Origin of the sequence: Gilliamella sp. Choc6-1, assembly GCF_001690385.1 — a bacterium.
GTDB classification, from domain to species: Bacteria; Pseudomonadota; Gammaproteobacteria; order Enterobacterales; family Orbaceae; genus Gilliamella; species Gilliamella apicola_A.
Map to the genome: position 1 here is coordinate 1 of NZ_LZHI01000040.1, position 21,330 is coordinate 21,330.

Genomic DNA, 21,330 nt, shown 5'->3' on the forward strand with positions numbered 1-21,330 from the left:
TTAATTATTAGATCTTTTTTAATCATGGCACAATTCATATCAAAAATTAGCAATCAACTCTTTTTTAAAAATAATAAATATAAAAAAAGTGCAATTAAGCACTTTTTAACATGGTAAAATCGATGAATAATTAATTGGCTACATTAATTCTTTTCATATCAATCATATAACTACGAAGTTTACGTCCTATGATCTCAATTGGATGATGACGGATCTGTTCGTTAACATCACGTAATAGTGCATTATCAACGCTACCTTCAGGGATTGCTTTACCAAGATCACCAGGTTGTAACATTGGCATAAATTTTTCTTTTAATAATGGTATTGCTGCATTGGCAAATAAATAGTTACCATATTCAGCAGTATCAGAAATTACTACATTCATTTCATATAAACGTTTACGTGCAATGGTGTTAGCAATTAATGGTAACTCGTGTAGTGATTCATAATAGGCAGATTCAGGTAAAATGCCAGATTCAAGCATGGTTTCGAACGCAAGTTCAACACCTGCTTTAACCATTGCAACCATAACAACGCCTTGATCAAAATAAGCTTGTTCATCAATTTTACCTTGATAGTCAGCAGCTTTTTCAAAAGCGGTTTCACCTGTTTCTTTACGCCATTTAAGTAGGTTCGCATCATCATTTGCCCAATCTTTCATCATAGTAGATGAAAACTCTCCTGAAATAATATTATCCATATGTTTACGATAAAGATCTGTCATGATCGCTTTTAATTTTTTTGCTAAAGCATTCGCGCGCAGTTTAGCTGGATTAGATAGACGATCCATCATTAAAGTAATCCCGCCTTGTTTTAGCGCTTCTGTGATCGTTTCCCAACCAAATTGGAGTAATTTACATGCATAAGCAGGATCAACACCATCTGCCACTAGCTTATCAAAACAAAGTAATGATCCTGTTTGTAGCATACCACAAAGAATTGTTTGTTCGCCCATTAAATCAGACTTTACTTCGGCAACAAATGACGATTGTAAAACACCTGCTCGATGTCCACCAGTTGCGGCAGCCCATGCTTTAGCAATCGCTAGCCCCTCTTCTTTTGGATCATTTTCTGGGTGAACTGCGATCAGAGTCGGTACCCCAAAACCACGTTTATATTCTTCACGAACTTCAGTGCCAGGGCATTTAGGGGCTACCATCACAACTGTAATATCAGAACGAATCTTTTCTCCTACTTCAACAATATTAAATCCGTGAGAATAGCCAAGCGCAGAGCCTTTTTTCATTAACGGCTGAATAGCTTGAACAACGGCAGAATGTTGTTTGTCAGGAGTCAAATTGATAACAAGATCTGCTGTTGGAATTAATTCTTCATAACTTCCTACTTTAAAACCATTTTCAGTTGCTTTCTTCCATGATGGACGTTTTTCAGCAATAGCCTCTTTACGTAATGCATAAGATATATTTAAACCTGAATCTCGCATATTAAGACCTTGGTTAAGACCTTGTGCTCCACAACCAATAATTACAATTTTTTTACCTTTTAAAAAATCAGATTCTGATGTAAATTCATCACGTTTCATAAAACGGCATTGCCCTAGCTGTTCTAATTTTTCTCGTAAATTTAGGGTATTAAAATAGTTTGACATAACGCTCTCCATGATTTGAGTTGTTAAAAATTAGTTAACTGGCACTATATATCAATTTTATTATTGCTAAAATTGATATATTTAAAATATTACATTGCATAAATTGCAATATACTTGCCAAATAATATACTTTCTTTTACTCTAAGCCACCTTTCATCTATTAACTATTTTTTACAATATGGATACACGATATAAGCAAGCAAATAAAGAAGCGATTTTATCTTTATTAGTTACAGTAATTTATTTGATTGCATGGGTTGTCACTGCTTATAATATTGGCAATGAATCTGGCATTTTAGGTTTTCCCATGTGGTTCGAACTTTCTTGTATTATGTCTCCTTTGAGTTTTATTTTGCTATGCTGGGGGATTGTAAAATTTCAGTTCAAAAATATTTCTTTAGAACAAACTAAGTGATTAATGATGAATACCGACATTATTTTACCGATTTATATTTATCTCATTTTTGTGTTTGCTTTATCTATTTATGCTTATGTAAAACGAAAAAAAGTAAATCAATTTACCGATTATTTTATCGGTAATAGAACTATGGGAGGCTTTTTACTCGCAATGACCCTAGCAGCAACTTATATTAGTGCTAGCTCATTTATTGGCGGCCCAGGAGCAGCTTATAAATATGGATTAGGTTGGGTATTATTATCTATGATTCAAGTTCCTACTGTTTTGCTTTCACTTGGTATTTTAGGAAAAAAATTTGCTATTTTAGCACGTAAATATAATGCTATAACGTTAAGTGATATGCTTTATGCTCATTATAAAAATAAGATGATTGTCTGGTTTGCCAGTATTGCTCTTGTCGTTGCTTTTATTGGCGCTATGACGGTTCAGTTTGTCGGTGGAGCCCGTTTATTGCAATCTTCTGTTGGCATACCTTATCGCGTTGGATTATTAATTTTCGGCATTGGTACTGTCATTTATACCGCATTTGGTGGATTTAGAGCGAGTATTTTAAATGATGCTTTCCAAGGTTTAGTGATGATCATCGGCTCAATTTTGCTATTAACTGCAATTATTTATGCTGGTGGTGGGATTACCACAATTATTGATCGTTTAAAAGAAATTGATCCTGCTTTGTTAACTCCACAAGGTCCTAACGATTTCATGGATTTCCCTTTTATGGCATCATTTTGGGTATTAGTTTGTTTTGGTGTTGTAGGTTTACCACATACGGCTGTGCGTTGTATGGCTTACAAAAACAGTAAAGCTGTACATCAAGGTATCATCATTGGAACTATCGTAGTGACCATCATTATGTTAACTATGCACTTATCGGGTGCTCTTGGGAGAGCAATTATTGATGATTTAACCGTTCCAGATCTAATTATACCTACATTAATTATCCATGTATTACCTCCATTAGCAGCAGGTATTTTTTTAGCTGCGCCATTAGCTGCAATCATGTCGACAATCAATGCTCAATTATTACAAGTTTCATCTGTTATTATTAAAGATCTTTATTTAAGTATAAAGCCTAATACAAAATATAGTGACAAAATGTTAACCCGTATATCTATTAGTATTACTTTTATTTTTGGTGGATTACTCATACTAGCAGCCAAAAATCCACCAGATATGATTATTTGGTTAAATTTACTTGCGTTCGGTGGTTTAGAAGCGGTATTTTTATGGCCATTAATTCTTGGGCTTTATTGGAAAAATGCCAATGCAACTGGTGCATTTTGCTCAATGTTTGCTGGTGCTACGAGTTATGCTTTATTGGCTGCTTATAATATTAAAATTTATTCTTTCCATCCAATAGTTCCATCGTTAATTATTGGATTGGTTGTTTTCATTATTGCCAATATGTTTGGTAACACAGGAAAAAATTATGCCTTGGATTCAACTCAGAATTAATACTACTAGTGATCTTGCCGAACAAATTAGTGAACAATTAGAAGAATCAGGTGCATTATCAGTTACCTTTGAAGATACTTATGATACGCCTGTTTTTGAACCGTTACCTGGTGAAACAAAACTTTGGGGAAATACTGACGTTATCGGTCTGTATGATGATCAAATTGATTTGGATGAATTAAAAGTCATATTAGATCTTGAACAATATTCTTATAAAATTGAGCGATTAGAAGATAAAAATTGGGAACGTGAATGGATGGACAATTTCCATCCTATGCAATTTGGTAAACGCTTATGGATTTGTCCTAGCTGGCAAGAAGTTCCCGATCCTAAAGCCGTTAACGTTATGCTAGACCCTGGTTTAGCTTTTGGGACAGGCACACATCCAACCACTGCCTTATGCTTAACTTGGCTAGATAGCTTAAATTTAAAAGACAAATTAGTTATAGATTATGGCTGTGGCTCAGGCATTTTAGCTATCGCAGCTTTAAAACTTGGCGCAAAACGTGTAATTGGTATTGATATTGATCCACAAGCAATTCAAGCGAGCCGTGATAATGCAGCTCGTAACAATGTTAGCAATAAATTAGAACTTTATTTAACTAAAGATATTCCTGATGCTTTACAAGCAGATGTCATTGTTGCAAATATCTTAGCTGGTCCATTAAAAGAACTTGAACCAAATATAAATAAACTTGTTAAACCATCCGGATTATTAGGTTTATCTGGGATACTTACAACCCAATCACATAGTGTTTGCACTGCTTATCGATCTCATTTTGAGCTTGATCCTGTTATTGAACAGGAAGAATGGTGTCGCATCACTGGTAAAAAAAAGTGAAAAATTGACGTTTTTCCCCTTTTAAGTTCGAGAAAAAATGCGTAATATAGCCAACTTAAATTTGCTAAATATTGGTAAGGTCACATTAAGAAATAACTTAATTGCCGCACCAATGGCTGGAATCAGTGACAAACCGTTTCGAAATTTATGCTACCGGTTTGGAGCAGGCATGACAATATCAGAAATGTTTTTGGCAAATTCAGATGTATGGCATACTGATAAATCAGCATTAAGAATTATCTCAGCTGATGATAAAGGTATACGTGCAGTACAACTTGTCGGATCCGATCCTGATGAGATGGCCAAAGCAGCTGAGTTTAATGTCAAACACGGTGCCCAATTGATTGATATCAATATGGGATGCCCAGCTAAAAAAGTTAATAAAAAACTAGCCGGTTCTGTATTAATGCAGTATCCAGAACTGATTAAAACCATTTTGCAAAAAGTTGTTGGCGCAGTTGATGTGCCTGTAACATTGAAAATGCGGACTGGATGGGATAAAAATCATAGAAATTGCATTGAAATCGCACAAATTGCGCAGGATTGTGGAGTAAAGGCTATTACTATTCATGGGCGCACTCGTGATTGCTTTTTCAATGGTGTAGCAGAATATGAATCAATAAAAGCAGTGAAAGAAAATGTTACAATTCCAGTAATTGCTAATGGTGATATTTGTACACCTAAACAAGCAAAAGATGTTTTTCAATATACGCAAGCTGATGCTATAATGGTCGGCCGAGCGGCACAAGGGCGACCTTGGATATTTGAAGAAATTGCATTCTATTTAACACATGGAAAGTTACAAAAAGAAAAAACGATTGATGAAGTGGAACAAGTAGTGCTTATACACCTTGATGACCTTTATCGGTTTTATGGAGAATACAAAGGATTACGGATTGCTAGAAAGCATGTCAATTGGTATACCAAGAACTATGCTGATAGCGATCAATTTAGGCGCTTATTTAGTGTACTCAACAATACAAGTGAGCAAGTAAAAACACTAAAAGCATTTTTTAGTCAAATTAGATACAAACAAAAGAGTTAAGAATACTATGTCAGAACAACGCGTTACAGCTGCAGCACTTAAATTTACAACTGTAAACTCACAAGACCAAATAACACAAAAACCTTTGCGAGATTCTGTAAAGCAAGCATTAAAAAACTATTTATCACAATTAAATGGCGAAGATCCTAATGACTTATATGAATTAGTGTTAGCTGAAGTTGAACACCCATTCCTTGATATGGTTATGCAATATACACGTGGAAATCAAACTCGAGCAGCAAACATGCTAGGTATTAATCGTGGCACCTTACGCAAAAAATTAAAACAATATGGGATGAGTTAATCAATACTTATTGGCATGTTGTACATGATTGAAAAGCGTCTAATCTATTAGGCGCTTTTTTTATTAGTTAATTTTTAAAAAATTTGTCAGATTTGAGAAGTAAAATCAATAGACATATTGATAATGAAGTTTTACTAAAAGTTTGTTAAAATGTGACGATTTTTTAAATTTTTTAATCTGGAGAATTTTATGGCAGGTCATAGTAAATGGGCCAATACCAAGCACCGCAAAGCAGCGCAAGATGCAAAACGCGGTAAAATCTTTACCAAAATTATTCGTGAGCTGGTGACGGCAGCAAAAATAGGTGGTGGCGATCCAGCGTCAAATCCTCGTTTACGTGCAGCAATGGACAAAGCATTATCAAATAATATGACTCGTGACACCATGAATCGTGCAGTGGCTCGTGGAGTCGGAGGGGAGGATGATACTAATATGGAAACGATTATTTACGAAGGCTATGGTCCAGCTGGCACAGCAGTCATGGTTGAGTGTTTAAGTGATAATCGTAATCGGACAGTCTCAGAAGTACGACACGCCTTCACCAAAGCTGGAGGAAATTTAGGTACTGATGGTTCTGTTTCTTATTTATTTACCAAAAAAGGCGTTATTTCCTATCCAACTGGTACTGATGAAGATAAAGTGATGGATGCCGCACTTGAAGCTGGTGCAGATGATGTAATAACTTATGATGATGGTGCAATTGATGTATTTACGACACCTGAATCATTTGGTGAAATAAAAGATGTGCTTGATGCAGCAGGATTAGTGGCTGAATCAGCAGAAGTATCAATGATTCCAGCAACGAAAGTAGATCTTGATATTGAATCGGCACCAAAATTACTACGTCTTATCGATATGCTTGAAGATTGTGATGATGTCCAAGAAGTTTACCATAATGGTGAAGTTTCGGAAGAAGTTGCAGCAACACTTTAATGGCCATTATTTTAGGCATTGATCCTGGCTCTCGTTTGACGGGTTACGGTGTAATTCGTCAAACTGGGCGACAATTAACTTATCTTGGTAGTGGATGTATTCGTACTGCTGTAGATGACCTTCCTACACGTTTAAAGCGTATATATGCAGGTGTTAGTGAAATTATCTTCCAATTTCAACCCGATATATTTGCTATTGAACAAGTTTTTATGGCTCGTAATGCCGATTCAGCTTTAAAATTAGGACAAGCAAGAGGTTCAGCGATTGTTGCAGCTGTTAACAAAGACTTACCGGTCTTTGAATATGCTGCACGATTGGTTAAACAAAGTGTTGTAGGAACAGGCGCAGCAGATAAAAAGCAGGTTCAGCATATGGTGAAATTACTATTAAAACTACCAGCCTCCCCCCAAGCTGATGCAGCAGATGCTTTAGCAATAGCAATAACGCATGCTCATATGATACAACATTCAGTAAAATCTTATTAGTAAATTCAAGTTAACTACTTCTACATAATTAATACTAACTTAGTGTTAATTATGATTTACGTTTATCCTCTTTTAAAACAATTCCAATAAGTCTATTTTAATTGATACACGAGATTCCAATACACATAACAAAATCATTCAATCGTATTAATTAATAATATCTTGTTTTAAAAAACTAATTTATCAAAAAAATGCACCAAATAAATTGGTGCATTTTTTAGCTTAAGCTAATACTAGTATCAAATTAGGTCTCATATTTCTTAACTTTATAATGGCTAAAATAAACTAGCTATACTAATTAAATCAATGAGCTAATCTTTAGATTTAGTTCTCTCTGTCGGTAAAACGACTTTATTTTTATGCTTTGTAAACACTTTTGTTACAAACAAAAAGAACAATGGAACATAAAATATTGCTAAAAAGGTTGCTGTTAACATACCACCAATTACACCAGTACCTACTGCATTTTGACTTGCAGATCCCGCACCACTATTTAATGCTAGAGGTAGTACCCCTAAAATAAAAGCAAATGAAGTCATTAAAATCGGACGCAAACGAAGCCGACAAGCTTCAAGGGTGGCATCCATTAATGATTTACCCTCTTTTTCAAGAGCATCTTTGGCAAATTCAACAATTAAGATAGCATTCTTTGCTGATAGCCCCATTGTTGTTAATAACCCCACGATAAAATAAATGTCGTTATCCAGTCCTCTAAACATAGTTGCAAACACAGTCCCTAAGATACCTAAAGGGATAACAAATAAGATCGAAATTGGTACACTCCAACTTTCATATAAAGCTGCTAACGACAAGAACACCACTATAATAGAAATAATATAAAGTGTTGTTGTCTGTGAACCAGTTTGACGTTCTTGATAAGAAATATCTGTCCAATCAAAAGTAAACCCTTTCGGTAAATGTTTAGATAACTCCTCCATCACAGCCATTGCTTGACCAGAACTCAAACCAGGAGCGGCAGATCCACTAATACCCATAGCAGCGACACCATCGTAACGGACTAATGATGGTGAACCATAGCTTTTAGATGTAGTTGCAAAAGCATCATACGGCACCATCTGACCATTTTTGTTTTTTACATGCCAATGACTAAAATCATCAGGCAACATACGATATGGTGCATCAGATTGTAAATATACTTTCTTAACTCGGTTATTATAAACAAAGTCATCAATATAAGCAGAACCTAAGGCTGTTGATAATACATTATTAACGCTACTTACCGAAATGCCAAGAGCTTGTGCCGTTTCAAAATCAACATTAATTTTATATTGTGGAACATCTAACATACTTGCAGGACGTACTTGTTGTAAATCAGGATGTTTTGAAGCTTCACCTAGAATTTGGAAAAATGCGCCGACTAATGCATCATGCCCTAATCCAGCAGAATCTTTTAACATGTAAGAAAAACCGTTTGCCATACCCAATGAAGGCACTGCAGGCAAATTGGTCACAATGACTCGTCCTTCCGTTATAGTAGAAGCATAACCCATACCACTTCTTGCTAAGGCATCCACCTTTTGATCTGCACGTTTACGTATATCCCAATCTTTTAATCGTATAAAACCAAGCCCCATGTTTTGCCCACGTCCAACCATACTAAAACCAGCTACAGTAAACACTTCCTTCACTGAATCAGCTTTTTTCTCCATATAGAATTTTGTGGTTTTATCTAATACAGACATGGTTTGTTCTAATGTCGATCCAGGAGGCAATTCTACCAAAACAATAAGAACCCCTTGATCTTCATTAGGTAAAAATCCTGTTGGTAAACGATTAAATCCAAATACTAATCCTACAATGATCAACACATAGCAAACAAAAGCAATTAGAGGATAACGAATTACTTTTATTACACCTTTTTCATAGGCACGTAAACTTTTATCATAAAAGTGATTGAACCAATCAAAAAATATTTTTGTCCATTTAGAACACCAACTAAATGGAGGTACATTTTCTAAATTTTCAACAAATGAAGTCTTATTAGATTTATTTTTAGAAGGTGCTTTCAATATTTGAGCACAAAGAGCAGGCGTTAATACAATTGCCATAATAACTGACAATCCCATCGCCGTTACAATAGTAATAGAAAATTGACGATAAATTCCTCCGGCAGCACCACCATAAAATGCCATTGGCACAAAAACGGCAGACAGAACAACGGCTATCCCTACTAACGCAGATGTTATCTGCTCCATTGATTTAACTGTTGCAGCATAAGGTGATAAACCTTCATCATGCATAATACGCTCAACGTTTTCAATAACGACTATTGCATCATCGACCAGAAGACCAATCGCCAGCACCATAGCAAACATCGATAATGTATTGATGGTAAATCCACAAATATACAAAATGGCGAACGTCCCTAATAGTACAACAGGAACCGTAATTGTTGGTATAAGTGTTGAACGAAGATTCTGCAAAAACACATACATAACGATAACAACCAAAATAATTGCCTCGATAAGTGTGTGTATTACATTGTTAATGGAAAGTTTAACAAATGGTGTAGTATCGTATGGATAAGCAAACTTAATATCCTCAGGAAAGATTTGAGACAACTCTTTAATCTTCTTATCTACCTGTTCAGAAGTATCTAATTGGTTAGCGCCAGTTGCTAAATATATCCCAAGACCTGCTGATGCCTTACCATCATAACGAGAGATAAAACTATAATCAGCAGCGCCTATTTCAACTTTTGCCACATCTTTTAATAAGATGTTAGAACCATCCGTATTAACACGAAGTAAAATATTTTGGAATTGCTCAGGTGTTTTTAAACGTGATTGGGCAGTAATAGTAGCATTTAATTGTTGACCATCAATTACCGGTAATGCACCTAGTTGTCCTGCAGTTACTTGAGCATTTTGAGATTGAATAGCAGCAGTAATTTCTTCAATAGATAAATTAAAATAAGTTAATTTATTAGGATCAAGCCAAATACGCATCGCATATTCTGAGCCGAATAACTGTGTATCACCAACACCTTGCACACGTCGAATTGGATCTTGTACCGTTGAGTAAACAAAGTCAGCAATATCTGCTTGTGTTTTTAATGGGTTAGTCGAATAGAAACCAATAACTTTTAAAAAGTTAGTATTATTTTTAGCTACTGAAACACCATTTTTTTGTACACTTTCAGGTAAACGAGATTTTATACTCTCTACTTTATTTAATACTTGTACTTGCGCAAAATCTGGACTCGTACCTGGTGAGAAGGTTAACGTTGTTTGAACCACACCTTGTGCACTACTGGTTGATTTCATGTATATTAAATTATCAAGTCCAGTTAAATTCTGTTCTATCAGCTGGGTAACAGTATTCTCGATTGTTTGAGCATCCGCACCTGGATAGCTTGCGGTAACAGTGACTGCTGGTGGTGCGATATCTGGATATTGTTCGACAGCTAAAAGCTTTATACATAAAGCACCGCCGAGCATCATCATGATAGCGATTACCCATGCAAAAACAGGTCTATCAATAAAAAACTTAGCCATAATTAAATCTACCCCTGCTTTATTTCACACTGTTTTTGATGATACTATCTAACTGCTCTTGAGTAAGCATTGCTGGTTCACCAACTATTTTACCTTTCATTGGTTTACCCATCTCAACTCCAGTTAAATTAAGTAATCCAGTTGTAATAACTTGTTCACCAATATCAATACCTTTAGTTATAATCCAATATCCGTTAATCCCCGTATAAACTTGTATATTTTGGCGATATTCAATCGTGTTATCAGGTTTTAAAATTTTAGCGGTATATTGCCCAAGTTTATTACTCGTAATACCTTGTTGAGGAACTATAACTGCATTTTTAATATAACCAAGAGTCATTTGCGGTTTAACAAACATACCAGGGAGAATTTTACCTTCAGTATTAGGGAATTGAGAACGTAAAGTTACAGTACCAGTTGTTTCATTAACTGTCATATCGGAAAATTTAATATTACCAGAATAAGCGTATTTTGAACCATCACTAAAATAGAGTTCAACATTGTTTTCTTTAGCCGGCTCATAAATGACATTTTGATCTTGTAGATATTTGTTATAACGTGTCGCAGCCTCTGTCATATCCACATAAATTGGATCAAGTTGTTGAACTAAGGCTAATGCAGTTGATTGACCTGCTGAAACCAAAGCCCCTTCAGTAACACTTGATTTACCAATATAACCATTAATTGGTGAATACACTTTAGTATAATCTAAATTTACTTTTGCGGTATGCTCAGCTGCTTGCGCAACAAGCACTTTAGCTTCAGCCTGTTTAGCATCTGCTGCAGCTTTATCATAATCTTGTTGACTGATGGATTTGGTATTCAGTAGACCTGCGTAACGTTTTAAAGTCAGTTGCGCAATACTTGCATTAGCTTTAGCACTAGCAACACTGGCAACGGCACTATCGTAATTAGCTTGATAAATGGCAGGGTCGATTTGATAAAGTGATTGACCAGCTTTCACATTCGAACTTTCATCGAATTCACGTTTTAAAACAATTCCACCGACCTGAGGTCTAATTTCAGCAATTTGAGATGCAACAACTCGACCTGGTAATCCAATTTTTAAAGTATAAGTTAATGGTTCCACTTTAAATACGGTTACTTTCGGCGTTTGATTACTACCATTTTGTGATTGCGTATTATCACAACTTGTTAATAAAAATAAGCTGGTTAGTGCCACTGGCACAGTTAATAGTAGCTTGTTAAATCTCATATAAAAATGACCTCAGTAACTTAATTGTTATTTTTAAGACAATGAATCTTATTTAAAAGTAACGGATGATTTTACAAAAAACAGGCATAAATTGTAAATATCTTTACGAGTTAATAGCACAGAGTTCTAAAAAATAAATTTATAGAGTTCCTATAAAAAATTTGTATTGATAAATAGGATTCTTCTTGGAAATAAAGTATTATATTTCGGTTGATTTGAGGTGCAAAAAGTATCTTATATAAAATGATAATGGTATAATACAACGCATCTATGTACTGTTATCCAATAAAAAATTATTTAATTTACAAATAAATGATTAAAATTTTGCATTGTTTTACGCCGTAATCATTTTTATTCAAAATATTATTGAATAAGATGAGTCGATATTAATTTAAATTCTGAGATGGTTATTATGGATAATTTACGTATTGTTCTAATTGTTATTGCATCCTTGGTCATAATTGCATTATTGATACATGGATTTTGGATTAATAAAAAAGAACGTTCTTCTCTCTTTGATTCTGATAAGAAAAACAAAGTTATGCCCAATACTCAACAGCAAGAGAATCTTTATATCAATGAAGCTGAAGAAGATGATGTGGTATTAATCAAAACAAAAAATACAATTAATATTGAAAAAACATCTAAAGAAGTTGAAAAAGAACCTATTCCACAACAAGAAGATCTCTTTACTAATAATAATGATACTAAAACAGAATTTACTTCTGATCCTGTAATCAGCGTTCATAGTGATCTTTTCGACAAGGAACCAGTTGCTAATCCACCACAAACAAGGTGTAGTGAAAAAGCTGAATCTAATAAAAATTTTAAAAATGAAGTCAATAAAAACCAGCCTAATAAAGAAACGGCAAAAACAGACTTATCTATAAAAAATAATACATCTGAAAAATTAAATCTAAATCCTGAAGAAAGTAAAACTGAAATTATTGTTTTAAATGTCACAGGTATAAATGGCAAATTGTTACAAGGTGATGTGTTGTTAGCTAGTATTATGCAATCAGGTTTTCAATTTGGTGATATGAGAATTTTTCATCGCCATGTTGATCCAGCCGGAAACGGTCCTGTTTTGTTTAGTTTAGCGAATATGATTAATCCTGGGCATTTAGATCCTGAAACAATGCACGAATTTACAACCCCTGGTGTATCAATTTTTATGATTGCGCCAACTCAAGGTAACAATCAACAAAACTTTAAATTAATGTTACAAACAGCACAACGTATTGCTGATGATGTGGACGGTGTAGTATTGGATGATAAACAACATATGTTAACCCCACAAAAAATTGATAGCTATAAAGAACGTATTAAAAAAGCTTGTAACGAAATTTAAACAACAATATTTTAACAAATCTCTTAACACTATTGCCACCAACTTATGTTGTTGGCAATAGTCTGCATGTTGTACAACTTGTAAATAAAATTTAAATATTTTTTAAAAAATAACATCTAATAAAGCTAACGCGATATGTGTGTAATGATATTTCCTATATCACATTTTAATTTTAAGAGCCTATTATCATGTCACTATCAAATAAATCTGAAAACGCAACAAACAGTTTAATATCAATACAACAAACAACAAAAGAATTAACAACTTTACGTGATGTGATTAGGCATCATGAATATTGTTACTATGTGTTAGATGCACCAGAGATACCTGATGCCGAATACGATAAACTTATTAAACAACTTCAAACATTAGAACAATTATATCCAGAACTTATCACGCCAGATTCTCCAACCCAACGTGTTGGTGGTTCACCTTTATCACAATTTGCATCCATAAAACATGAACTGCCAATGCTTTCACTTGATAATGTTTTTGATGAACAAAGTTTTATTGCATTTAATAAACGTATAAAAGATCGTTTGCGCTTAAGTGAAAATGAATCTATCGAATATTGTTGTGAACTCAAATTAGATGGTTTAGCTGTCAGTTTACTATACGAAAAAGGTCATCTTGTCCGCGCAGCAACACGTGGAGATGGAACCACTGGTGAAGATATAACTACAAACGTTAGAACCATTAAAACCATACCCTTGGTATTAAAAGGCAAAAATATCCCCAATCGATTGGAAGTACGCGGTGAAGTATTTATGACACACAAAGGCTTTGCCAAGCTAAATGCCGATGCTGTAAAACGGAATGAAAAAATATTTGCTAATCCTCGTAATGCTGCTGCAGGTTCATTAAGACAATTAGATCCTAAAATAACCGCTAAAAGACCATTAACCTTTTTATGTTATGGCGTAGGAATCATAGAAGGAACTCCATTACCTGATACACACTATGCACGTTTAATGCAATTTAAAACTTGGGGTTTACCTATCAGTGACAAAGTACAACTACGTCAAGGTGCAAAAGCGGCGTTAGATTATTTCAAACAAATTGGTGAAGAACGCATGTCATTAGATTTTGATATCGATGGTGTGGTTATCAAAGTCAATAGTATTGCATTACAAAACAAACTTGGTTTTGTTGCTCGAGCTCCTCGTTGGGCAACCGCATTTAAATTCCCTGCTCAAGAAGAAGTCACACAATTAAAGAAAGTAGACTTTCAAGTTGGGCGCACAGGGGCAATCACACCTGTTGCAAGACTTGAGCCTGTCTCAGTAGCAGGGGTGATTGTCAGTAATGCAACTTTGCATAATAGTGATGAAATAGAAAGATTAGGTGTACGCGAAGGAGATTATGTATCAATTCGCCGGGCTGGCGATGTTATTCCAAAAATTGTTTCGGTACTATTAGATAAAAGACCTGCTGATACCAAAGCGATAATTTTTCCCACTCACTGCCCTATTTGTGATTCACTTGTTGTTAGAGATGAAGGTCAAGCTATTTCTCGATGTGCAGGTGGATTAATCTGTCCTGCGCAACGTAAAGAAGCATTAAAACATTTTATTTCTCGTCGAGCGATGAATGTTGACGGTATGGGCGATAAACTTATTGAACAATTAGTTGATAAATGTTACGTCAAAACCCCAGCCGATCTCTATAAACTTACAGTACCTATACTCTGCTCTTTAGACAAAGTAGGGGAAAAATCAGCTAATAACTTAATTAATGCGTTAAATACATCTAAAAACACAACATTAAGCCGTTTTATTTTCGCTCTTGGCATACCCAACGTAGGTGAAGTGACAGCCGAAAATCTCGTTAATCATTTTGGTAATTTACTCGCTATAGAAAATGCTACACTTGAACAATTACAATTGGTTAATGATATTGGCATAGTGATTGCCGAAAGTATTGTAGACTTTTTTCAAGAACCGCATAATCGTAATATAATTGAACAGCTAACAAGTGACGAAATTGGTATTCATTGGCAAAATGTTGATCCACAAGCACAAATGACTGGAGCCAATTCCCCTTTTTCCGGAAAAACCATTGTTCTAACAGGTACTTTATCGGTTTTAACTCGCGATGAAGTAAAAGAAAAATTAAAACAACTAGGCGCAAAAGTAACCGGTAGCGTATCGAAAAACACTGATTTAGTTATTGCTGGTAAAGCTGCAGGATCAAAATTAGATAAAGCTCAAGAGCTAGGTATCAAAGTTATTGATGAACAACAAATGTTAGATTTATTAGATAAATAAGTATATTTTGGAATTGTTAGATTATAAAAAATATCTAACAATCCAATCTTAAGGAGAAAATAATGCCATTATTAGATAGTTTTAAAGTTGATCATACCAAAATGAAAGCGCCCTTTGTACGAATTGCTAAAACCATAGTAACCCCAAAAGGCGATAATATAACGGTATTTGATTTACGTTTTACCATTCCAAACAAAGATCTGCTACCCGAAAAAGGAATCCATACCCTTGAACATCTTTTTGCTGGATTTATGAGAGAGCATCTCAATAGTGATAAAGTTGAAATTATTGATATTTCCCCAATGGGATGCCGTACTGGATTTTACATGTCTTTAATAGGCATGCCTGATGAATCATTGGTAATTGAAGCATGGCAAAAATCAATGAATGACGTTTTAAAAGTAAAATCACAAAAAGAAATCCCAGAGCTTAATGAATATCAATGTGGCACTTATAAAATGCATTCACTTGAAGAGGCAAAAGCAATTGCTAAAAAAATTATTCAAAGCAATATAAACGTATGTCAAAATAAAGATATTGCATTAACCGAAGATCAGCTTGCTCAAATAAAGTACTAGGAGTTTTTATGCCAAACGTTGTTATCGATTTTTTAGAAGGTCGCACAGTAGAACAAAAAAGAGAGATGGCAAAGCGTGTCACAGATGCCATTGTTGAAACATTAAATTGCAAACGTGAAGCAGTCCAAATCATTATGCATGAAATATCGCAAGATCAAATCGCCAATGGCGGCATATTACGTTGTGATAAAAAATAACCCAAAAGGTATTTATATATTGTTTTGATAAAAACAATGCCTTTTAATCTATCAAATAATGACTACATTTTTATTACATAACAACATTGCTATAACCTCAAAATACTTTATATATTTTGAGGTAAGCCTTAATAATCAATAATTATTCATGATTACAGTGGTGCAAATGAAGTAAATGCCCCATTTTGTTTACTTTGGTTTCCAAATAATGCTCATTATTTGGATTTTCACCAACTTCTAAAGGCACTCTCTCGGTAATTTGAATGCCAGCTTGCTCAAGAACTCTTATTTTTTCTGGATTATTAGTTAATAATCGTATTTGTGTCACGCCTAACAAAGTCAATATATCTGCACACAATGTAAAATCTCGCTCATCTGCAGCAAAACCCAATTGCTCATTTGCTTCAACAGTATCAAGCCCTTTATCTTGTAGTGCATAAGCTCTAATTTTATTGAGCAAACCAATATTACGTCCTTCTTGGCGATGATAAATTAGAATACCTTTCCCTTCTTTTGCAATTTGCTTTAATGCTGCTTCAAGTTGAAAACCACAATCACAACGTAAACTAAACAACGCATCTCCGGTTAAACACTCTGAATGAATTCTCGTAAGAATCGGAACAGGTTCTGTAATATCACCAAATATTAATGCAACATGATCTTTACTTGTTGCAATTTCTTCAAATCCAGCAATCGTAAAACATCCCCACGGTGTTGGTAATTTAGCTTGTGCAATATGTCTTAATTGCATTATTATCTCCGTATTAAATAAAAACATAGATGTGGTATCCTCTTAAAAATAGATAACCATCTATGCTAAAATAGACAGCACATAATGCTTAATTGAGTTTTAAAATGAGGTTAGTTATCAAAAAAACAATAGCAGTATTAGCTATTTTTTTAATTGTGCCACTTACTATTATAGTCATAAATTGGCATTGGCAGCCAAATAGTTTAAATATTACATCAGAATATTTTTTCTGGGTAACAGAAACAGCAAGTATTTACTGGGCTTTAATTACCTCGGTCTTTTTATTGATACTATTTTGCCTATTATTACCTAATAAATCCATAAAAAATATAATATCGTTAAGTTTGATTTTAGTAACTGCACTATTTATTGGACAAGTAATTAAATCCATGATAAAAAATCAAACAACTAAAGCAAGACCTTACGTATTGTGGATGGCAAAAGAATATAACATCAATGACAAGTTTTTTTACTCTCTACCGAAACCGGAAAGAAAAGTACTCATTGAAAAAACATTAAATGACTCACCAATAATTCCTAGCTGGCTCGCTAAACATTGGCAGGACGAAACGGGCTATTCATTCCCTTCTGGACATACGTTATTTGCAGCGACATTTGCTTTTTTAGCAATAACATTATTTGGTTTTAAACGTCATTATATTGTTGTATCAATTATCATTCTATGGACGGGGTTAATTGAAATAAGTCGCTTATTGCTTGGTATGCATAGACCAGAAGATTTAGCACTCGGCATTATAATAGCTTGGAGTATTTCATTAATCTGCTGTTTTTATGCCCGAAAATATCATATAGTAGAGAAATAACTTTAAGAAAAATGATTCAAAATTCAGCGAGAATTTTATTAAAGACCAGCTTTTAACACTGCTTTATAAAAATAAATGCAGAAATATATAAATAAACCATTAATAAAAAAGATGTTCAGATAAAAATAGAAAGGTCAACGTTATGAAATTAATTATATTGGTTCTATTGATAATTGCCATTTTTGCCATATCTATAGCACTAGGAGCAGCCAATGATCAGGTTGTAACATTTAATTATTTAGTCGCAAAATCAGAAGTACGCATATCTGTTTTACTCGGAATTTTATTTGGTTCTGGTTTCATTGTAGGTTGGTTTGTAACAGGTATATTTTTTCTCAAATCAAAATTACAACACTCATCGACTAAACGTAAATTGAATAAATTACAAAAAAAATATGATGAAGATTTAGCAAATCATCAAAAAACACAATTAACAAAAATCGATTAAGAAAAGAGATTATGTTTGAACTGTTATTTCTATTGCTTCCTATTGCCGCTGCATATGGCTGGTATATGGGTGACAGAAATGCAAAACAAAAATATTTAGCTCAATCGAATCGATTATCACGTGAATATGTCGATGGTCTTAATTTTCTTTTATCGAATCAAAAAGACAAAGCTGTCGATCTATTCTTAGACATGTTAAAAGAAGATGAAGGCACACTTGAAGCACATCTAACGTTAGGAAATTTATTTCGATCTCGGGGCGAGGTGGATAGAGCGATACGCATTCATCAAGCTTTGATGGAAAGTTCTTCATTAACCTTCGATCAGCGATTATTAGCTATTCAGCAATTAGGCAGAGACTATATGATAGCCGGCCTATACGATCGTGCTGAAGGCATGTTTTTACAATTAATTGATGAAGAAGACTTTCAACAACACGCTTTACAACAACTTATCACTATTTACCAATCAACTAGTGAATGGATAAGTGCCATCAATGCAGCAACAAAACTGGTTAAATTAGGCAATATTAAATATAAAACAGATATAGCTCAATTTTATTGTGAGTTAGCATCCTTAGCAATGGCAAATGAAGATTTAGACAAAGCTTATGTTTTTTTACAAAAATCAGCGTCTGCTGACTCCACATGTGCACGAACATCACTCATGTTGGGAAGAGTACTTATGGTACAAAATAAAACTGAACAAGCGATCGAATCATTTCAACAAATTTTACATCAGGACAAAGCATTCATTGGTGAAGCATTACCATTACTAAAAGATTGTTATCAACAGCTTGATAATCAATATGAATTTCAACAATTTTTACAACAATGTGTTGAACAAGACACTGGTAGTGTAGCTGAGCTCATGTTTGCAGATATTATTGAAAAACAAAAAGGGCTTGATGCGGCACAATATTACATGTATCGAGAACTCATTAAACATCCTAATTTAAAAGGATTTTATCGATTAATGGATTATCATGTAGCAGATGCAGAACAAGGTAAAGCAAGAGAAAGTTTATTACTTTTACGTAATATGGTAGGAGAACAAATAAAAGCGGTACCAAATTATCGCTGCCAAAAATGTGGATTCACAGTTAACTCTATTTATTGGTTATGTCCGGCTTGCCGTTCTTGGTCGACCATCAAACCTGTTCGTGATTTTGAACAACATTCAAATAAAGAGTAATATATGTTTTTAATTGATTCACACTGTCATTTAGATAGTTTAAACTTAAGTACAAGATCTATCGATAAAGTGTTACAAGATGCACTCAAAAATGATGTTAAACATTGTCTAAGCGTAGCAACAACCCTATCAGGTTATGAGTCAATGAGGCAACTGCTCACACCTTATCAAAAACAATGTTCTCTTTCTTGCGGTATTCATCCACTTAACCTTGACGATGAACAATACGATGCAAATCGTTTTGAAACTTTAGCAAGACAAGATAATGTCGTAGCACTTGGCGAAACGGGGCTTGATTATTATTACCAGCAAGACAATATAGAATTACAACAAACTATTTTTAAAGAGCACATACGCTTAGGTAGAAAATTAAGTAAACCCATTATTGTCCATACACGCAGCTCCAAACAAGATACCTTAAAAATACTAAAAGAAGAGCATGTCCACTCTGGTGTATTACACTGTTTCACCGAAGATATTGACACAGCTAAACAATTATTAGATATCGGTTTTTATATTTCTTTTTCTGGCATTATCACCTTTAAAAATGCTGAAGCTTTACGCGAAGTTGCAAAATATGTACCAATTGACCGAATTTTGGTTGAAACGGACTCACCTTATTTGGCACCCGTACCTTACCGAGGAAAAGAAAACCAACCAGCTTACGTACGGGAAGTTGCTAACTATTTATCTATTTTAAAAGGCGTAACGCTAGATATTATTGCTCAGCAAACAACCAATAACTTTTGTCAGTTATTTAATTTACAGGGGAAATTAAATGAGTAATAAATTAACCATAGACTGGGATAATTTTTTAAAAAATTACTGGCAAAAAAAACCGGTTATTTTACGTAATGCTTTTAAGCATTTTATTGACCCTATTACCCCCGACGAACTTGCTGGATTGGCAATGGAGGAAGAGATCGAAAGCCGGATCGTTACCAACAAAAATGGTAAATGGGATGCCAAATTTGGTCCTTTCACTGATTTTAGCCGTTTAGGTGAAGATCATTGGAGTTTATTAGTACAAGCTGTTGATCATTGGCACGAACAAGCAGCCACTTTACTAGAACCCTTTAAGTGCATACCCCAATGGCAATTTGAAGATTTAATGGTTTCTTATGCCACTAAAGGGGCTGGAGTTGGTCCTCATATTGATAATTATGATGTTTTTATTATCCAAGGTAAGGGATGCAGACGTTGGCAAGTTGGTGATCGAAACCCAAATTATAAGCAATTTAACGCTCATAAAGCGTTATTGCATGTTGAAAAATACCATCCCATCATTGATGAAGAAATCGTAGCGGGTGATATTTTATATATCCCAATTGGCTATCCACATAATGGTATATCGATTGGCGAATCATTAAGTTATTCGGTTGGTTTTAGAACGCAAACTTCACAAGAGCTACTAAGTGGTTTTGCAGACTACATTATTGATAACTTGCCTAATGGTATTTTTTATCAAGATCCAGATTTAAAATTACCTAAAGATCCTTATCAAATTCAGCCTTATGAATTAGCCAAATTGCAAGATCAAATCATTGACTTGGTCAAAACACCGAACCTATTTAATGATTGGTTTGGCAAACACATCACTTTACCAATGCATGAACTTAACATCGTTTCTGTTGACCCCCCATACGAATATGATGAATTTCAGTCAATGTTACAAACTGGCGCAAAATTGTGTCGAGTACCAAGCATTCGAATGTTTAAAATTGGTGAATCTGGCTATATTCATGGAGAAAAAATAAATTTACCTAAGCCAATGATTGATATTTTATGCGAAACTGAAATTTTGAGTTACGAACAATTACAAGATAAAAACGTACTAAACACTATGCTTAAACTTGTCAATAAAGGATATTGGTATTTTATTGATTAAAAATAGTAT

20 protein-coding genes are annotated in these 21,330 nt (G+C 34.3%); 16 read left to right on the forward strand and 4 right to left on the reverse strand.

From position 1 onward, the window contains the following. Positions 1 to 130: 130 nt before the first annotated feature. On the reverse strand, positions 131 to 1,609 hold the full coding sequence (gene ilvC / locus A9G36_RS05730) for a ketol-acid reductoisomerase (RefSeq protein WP_065568967.1): 1,479 nt from the start codon (positions 1,607 to 1,609) through the stop codon (positions 131 to 133). A gap of 178 nt (positions 1,610 to 1,787) precedes the next feature. Here ilvC and A9G36_RS05735 point away from each other — a divergent pair, with 178 nt between their 5' ends. From A9G36_RS05735 to ruvC, 7 genes are all read left to right on the forward strand, one after another. Then, positions 1,788 to 2,024 carry a YhdT family protein gene (locus A9G36_RS05735; RefSeq protein ID WP_065568968.1) on the forward strand — a complete coding sequence of 79 codons (237 nt, stop codon included), beginning with the start codon at positions 1,788 to 1,790 and terminating at the stop codon, positions 2,022 to 2,024. A gap of 6 nt (positions 2,025 to 2,030) precedes the next feature. Further along, a complete protein-coding gene (gene panF, locus A9G36_RS05740) occupies positions 2,031 to 3,482 on the forward strand; it encodes a sodium/pantothenate symporter (protein WP_065568969.1) in 1,452 nt (483 codons plus the stop codon). Continuing rightward, positions 3,457 to 4,323, forward strand: a complete 867-nt coding sequence (prmA, locus tag A9G36_RS05745) for a 50S ribosomal protein L11 methyltransferase (protein WP_065568970.1) — start codon at positions 3,457 to 3,459, stop codon at positions 4,321 to 4,323. Before panF ends, prmA begins: the two co-directional genes overlap by 26 nt. A gap of 37 nt (positions 4,324 to 4,360) precedes the next feature. Further along, the gene (gene dusB, locus A9G36_RS05750; protein ID WP_065585494.1) at positions 4,361 to 5,368 is read left to right on the forward strand and encodes a tRNA dihydrouridine synthase DusB; all 1,008 of its coding nucleotides are present in this window, start codon (positions 4,361 to 4,363) and stop codon (positions 5,366 to 5,368) included. 7 nt (positions 5,369 to 5,375) lie between these two features. Next, complete coding sequence (gene fis, locus A9G36_RS05755) at positions 5,376 to 5,672, forward strand: DNA-binding transcriptional regulator Fis (RefSeq protein ID WP_025315996.1); 297 nt, start codon at positions 5,376 to 5,378, stop codon at positions 5,670 to 5,672. 189 nt (positions 5,673 to 5,861) lie between these two features. Next, positions 5,862 to 6,605 (forward strand): YebC/PmpR family DNA-binding transcriptional regulator, encoded by a 744-nt coding sequence (locus tag A9G36_RS05760; protein ID WP_034946615.1) that lies wholly within the window; start codon positions 5,862 to 5,864, stop codon positions 6,603 to 6,605. Further along, positions 6,605 to 7,090: a crossover junction endodeoxyribonuclease RuvC gene (gene ruvC, locus A9G36_RS05765; protein ID WP_065568971.1), complete on the forward strand. Its 486-nt coding sequence runs from the start codon at positions 6,605 to 6,607 to the stop codon at positions 7,088 to 7,090. Before A9G36_RS05760 ends, ruvC begins: the two co-directional genes overlap by 1 nt. Positions 7,091 to 7,401: 311 nt before the next feature. Here the strand turns inward: ruvC and A9G36_RS05770 are convergent, their stop codons facing one another. After that, positions 7,402 to 10,608 (reverse strand): efflux RND transporter permease subunit, encoded by a 3,207-nt coding sequence (locus A9G36_RS05770; RefSeq protein ID WP_034946618.1) that lies wholly within the window; start codon positions 10,606 to 10,608, stop codon positions 7,402 to 7,404. 19 nt (positions 10,609 to 10,627) lie between these two features. After that, a complete protein-coding gene (locus tag A9G36_RS05775) occupies positions 10,628 to 11,824 on the reverse strand; it encodes an efflux RND transporter periplasmic adaptor subunit (protein WP_051825294.1) in 1,197 nt (398 codons plus the stop codon). 409 nt (positions 11,825 to 12,233) lie between these two features. On the opposite strand from A9G36_RS05775, the gene zipA reads away from it, so the two are divergent. The 4 genes from zipA (at position 12,234) to A9G36_RS05795 (ending at position 16,217) form a co-directional block, all read left to right on the forward strand. Next, positions 12,234 to 13,175 carry a cell division protein ZipA gene (gene zipA / locus A9G36_RS05780; protein WP_442902653.1) on the forward strand — a complete coding sequence of 314 codons (942 nt, stop codon included), beginning with the start codon at positions 12,234 to 12,236 and terminating at the stop codon, positions 13,173 to 13,175. 236 nt (positions 13,176 to 13,411) lie between these two features. Continuing rightward, complete coding sequence (ligA, locus tag A9G36_RS05785) at positions 13,412 to 15,442, forward strand: NAD-dependent DNA ligase LigA (protein WP_442902654.1); 2,031 nt, start codon at positions 13,412 to 13,414, stop codon at positions 15,440 to 15,442. Positions 15,443 to 15,504: 62 nt separating this feature from the next. Beyond that, on the forward strand, positions 15,505 to 16,020 hold the full coding sequence (gene luxS, locus A9G36_RS05790; RefSeq protein WP_065568974.1) for an S-ribosylhomocysteine lyase: 516 nt from the start codon (positions 15,505 to 15,507) through the stop codon (positions 16,018 to 16,020). A gap of 8 nt (positions 16,021 to 16,028) precedes the next feature. Beyond that, complete coding sequence (locus A9G36_RS05795) at positions 16,029 to 16,217, forward strand: 2-hydroxymuconate tautomerase (protein WP_065568975.1); 189 nt, start codon at positions 16,029 to 16,031, stop codon at positions 16,215 to 16,217. A 142-nt stretch (positions 16,218 to 16,359) separates the two neighbouring features. Here A9G36_RS05795 and ribA read toward each other — a convergent pair whose 3' ends face one another. Then, positions 16,360 to 16,968 carry a GTP cyclohydrolase II gene (ribA, locus tag A9G36_RS05800; RefSeq protein ID WP_034946627.1) on the reverse strand — a complete coding sequence of 203 codons (609 nt, stop codon included), beginning with the start codon at positions 16,966 to 16,968 and terminating at the stop codon, positions 16,360 to 16,362. 104 nt (positions 16,969 to 17,072) lie between these two features. On the opposite strand from ribA, the gene A9G36_RS05805 reads away from it, so the two are divergent. The 5 genes from A9G36_RS05805 to A9G36_RS05825 all read left to right on the forward strand — a co-directional run bounded on the left by A9G36_RS05805 (position 17,073) and on the right by A9G36_RS05825 (position 21,321). After that, a complete protein-coding gene (locus A9G36_RS05805) occupies positions 17,073 to 17,792 on the forward strand; it encodes a phosphatase PAP2 family protein (protein ID WP_065568976.1) in 720 nt (239 codons plus the stop codon). Positions 17,793 to 17,934: 142 nt separating this feature from the next. Next, positions 17,935 to 18,240, forward strand: coding sequence for a LapA family protein (locus A9G36_RS05810; RefSeq protein ID WP_034946630.1), 306 nt, complete (start codon positions 17,935 to 17,937; stop codon positions 18,238 to 18,240). Between the two features lie 11 nt (positions 18,241 to 18,251). Continuing rightward, the gene (lapB, locus tag A9G36_RS05815; RefSeq protein WP_065568977.1) at positions 18,252 to 19,433 is read left to right on the forward strand and encodes a lipopolysaccharide assembly protein LapB; all 1,182 of its coding nucleotides are present in this window, start codon (positions 18,252 to 18,254) and stop codon (positions 19,431 to 19,433) included. A gap of 3 nt (positions 19,434 to 19,436) precedes the next feature. Further along, positions 19,437 to 20,219: a YchF/TatD family DNA exonuclease gene (locus A9G36_RS05820; protein ID WP_034946636.1), complete on the forward strand. Its 783-nt coding sequence runs from the start codon at positions 19,437 to 19,439 to the stop codon at positions 20,217 to 20,219. Next, positions 20,212 to 21,321 carry a ribosomal protein uL16 3-hydroxylase gene (locus A9G36_RS05825; protein ID WP_065568978.1) on the forward strand — a complete coding sequence of 370 codons (1,110 nt, stop codon included), beginning with the start codon at positions 20,212 to 20,214 and terminating at the stop codon, positions 21,319 to 21,321. Before A9G36_RS05820 ends, A9G36_RS05825 begins: the two co-directional genes overlap by 8 nt. Positions 21,322 to 21,330: the final 9 nt, after the last annotated feature.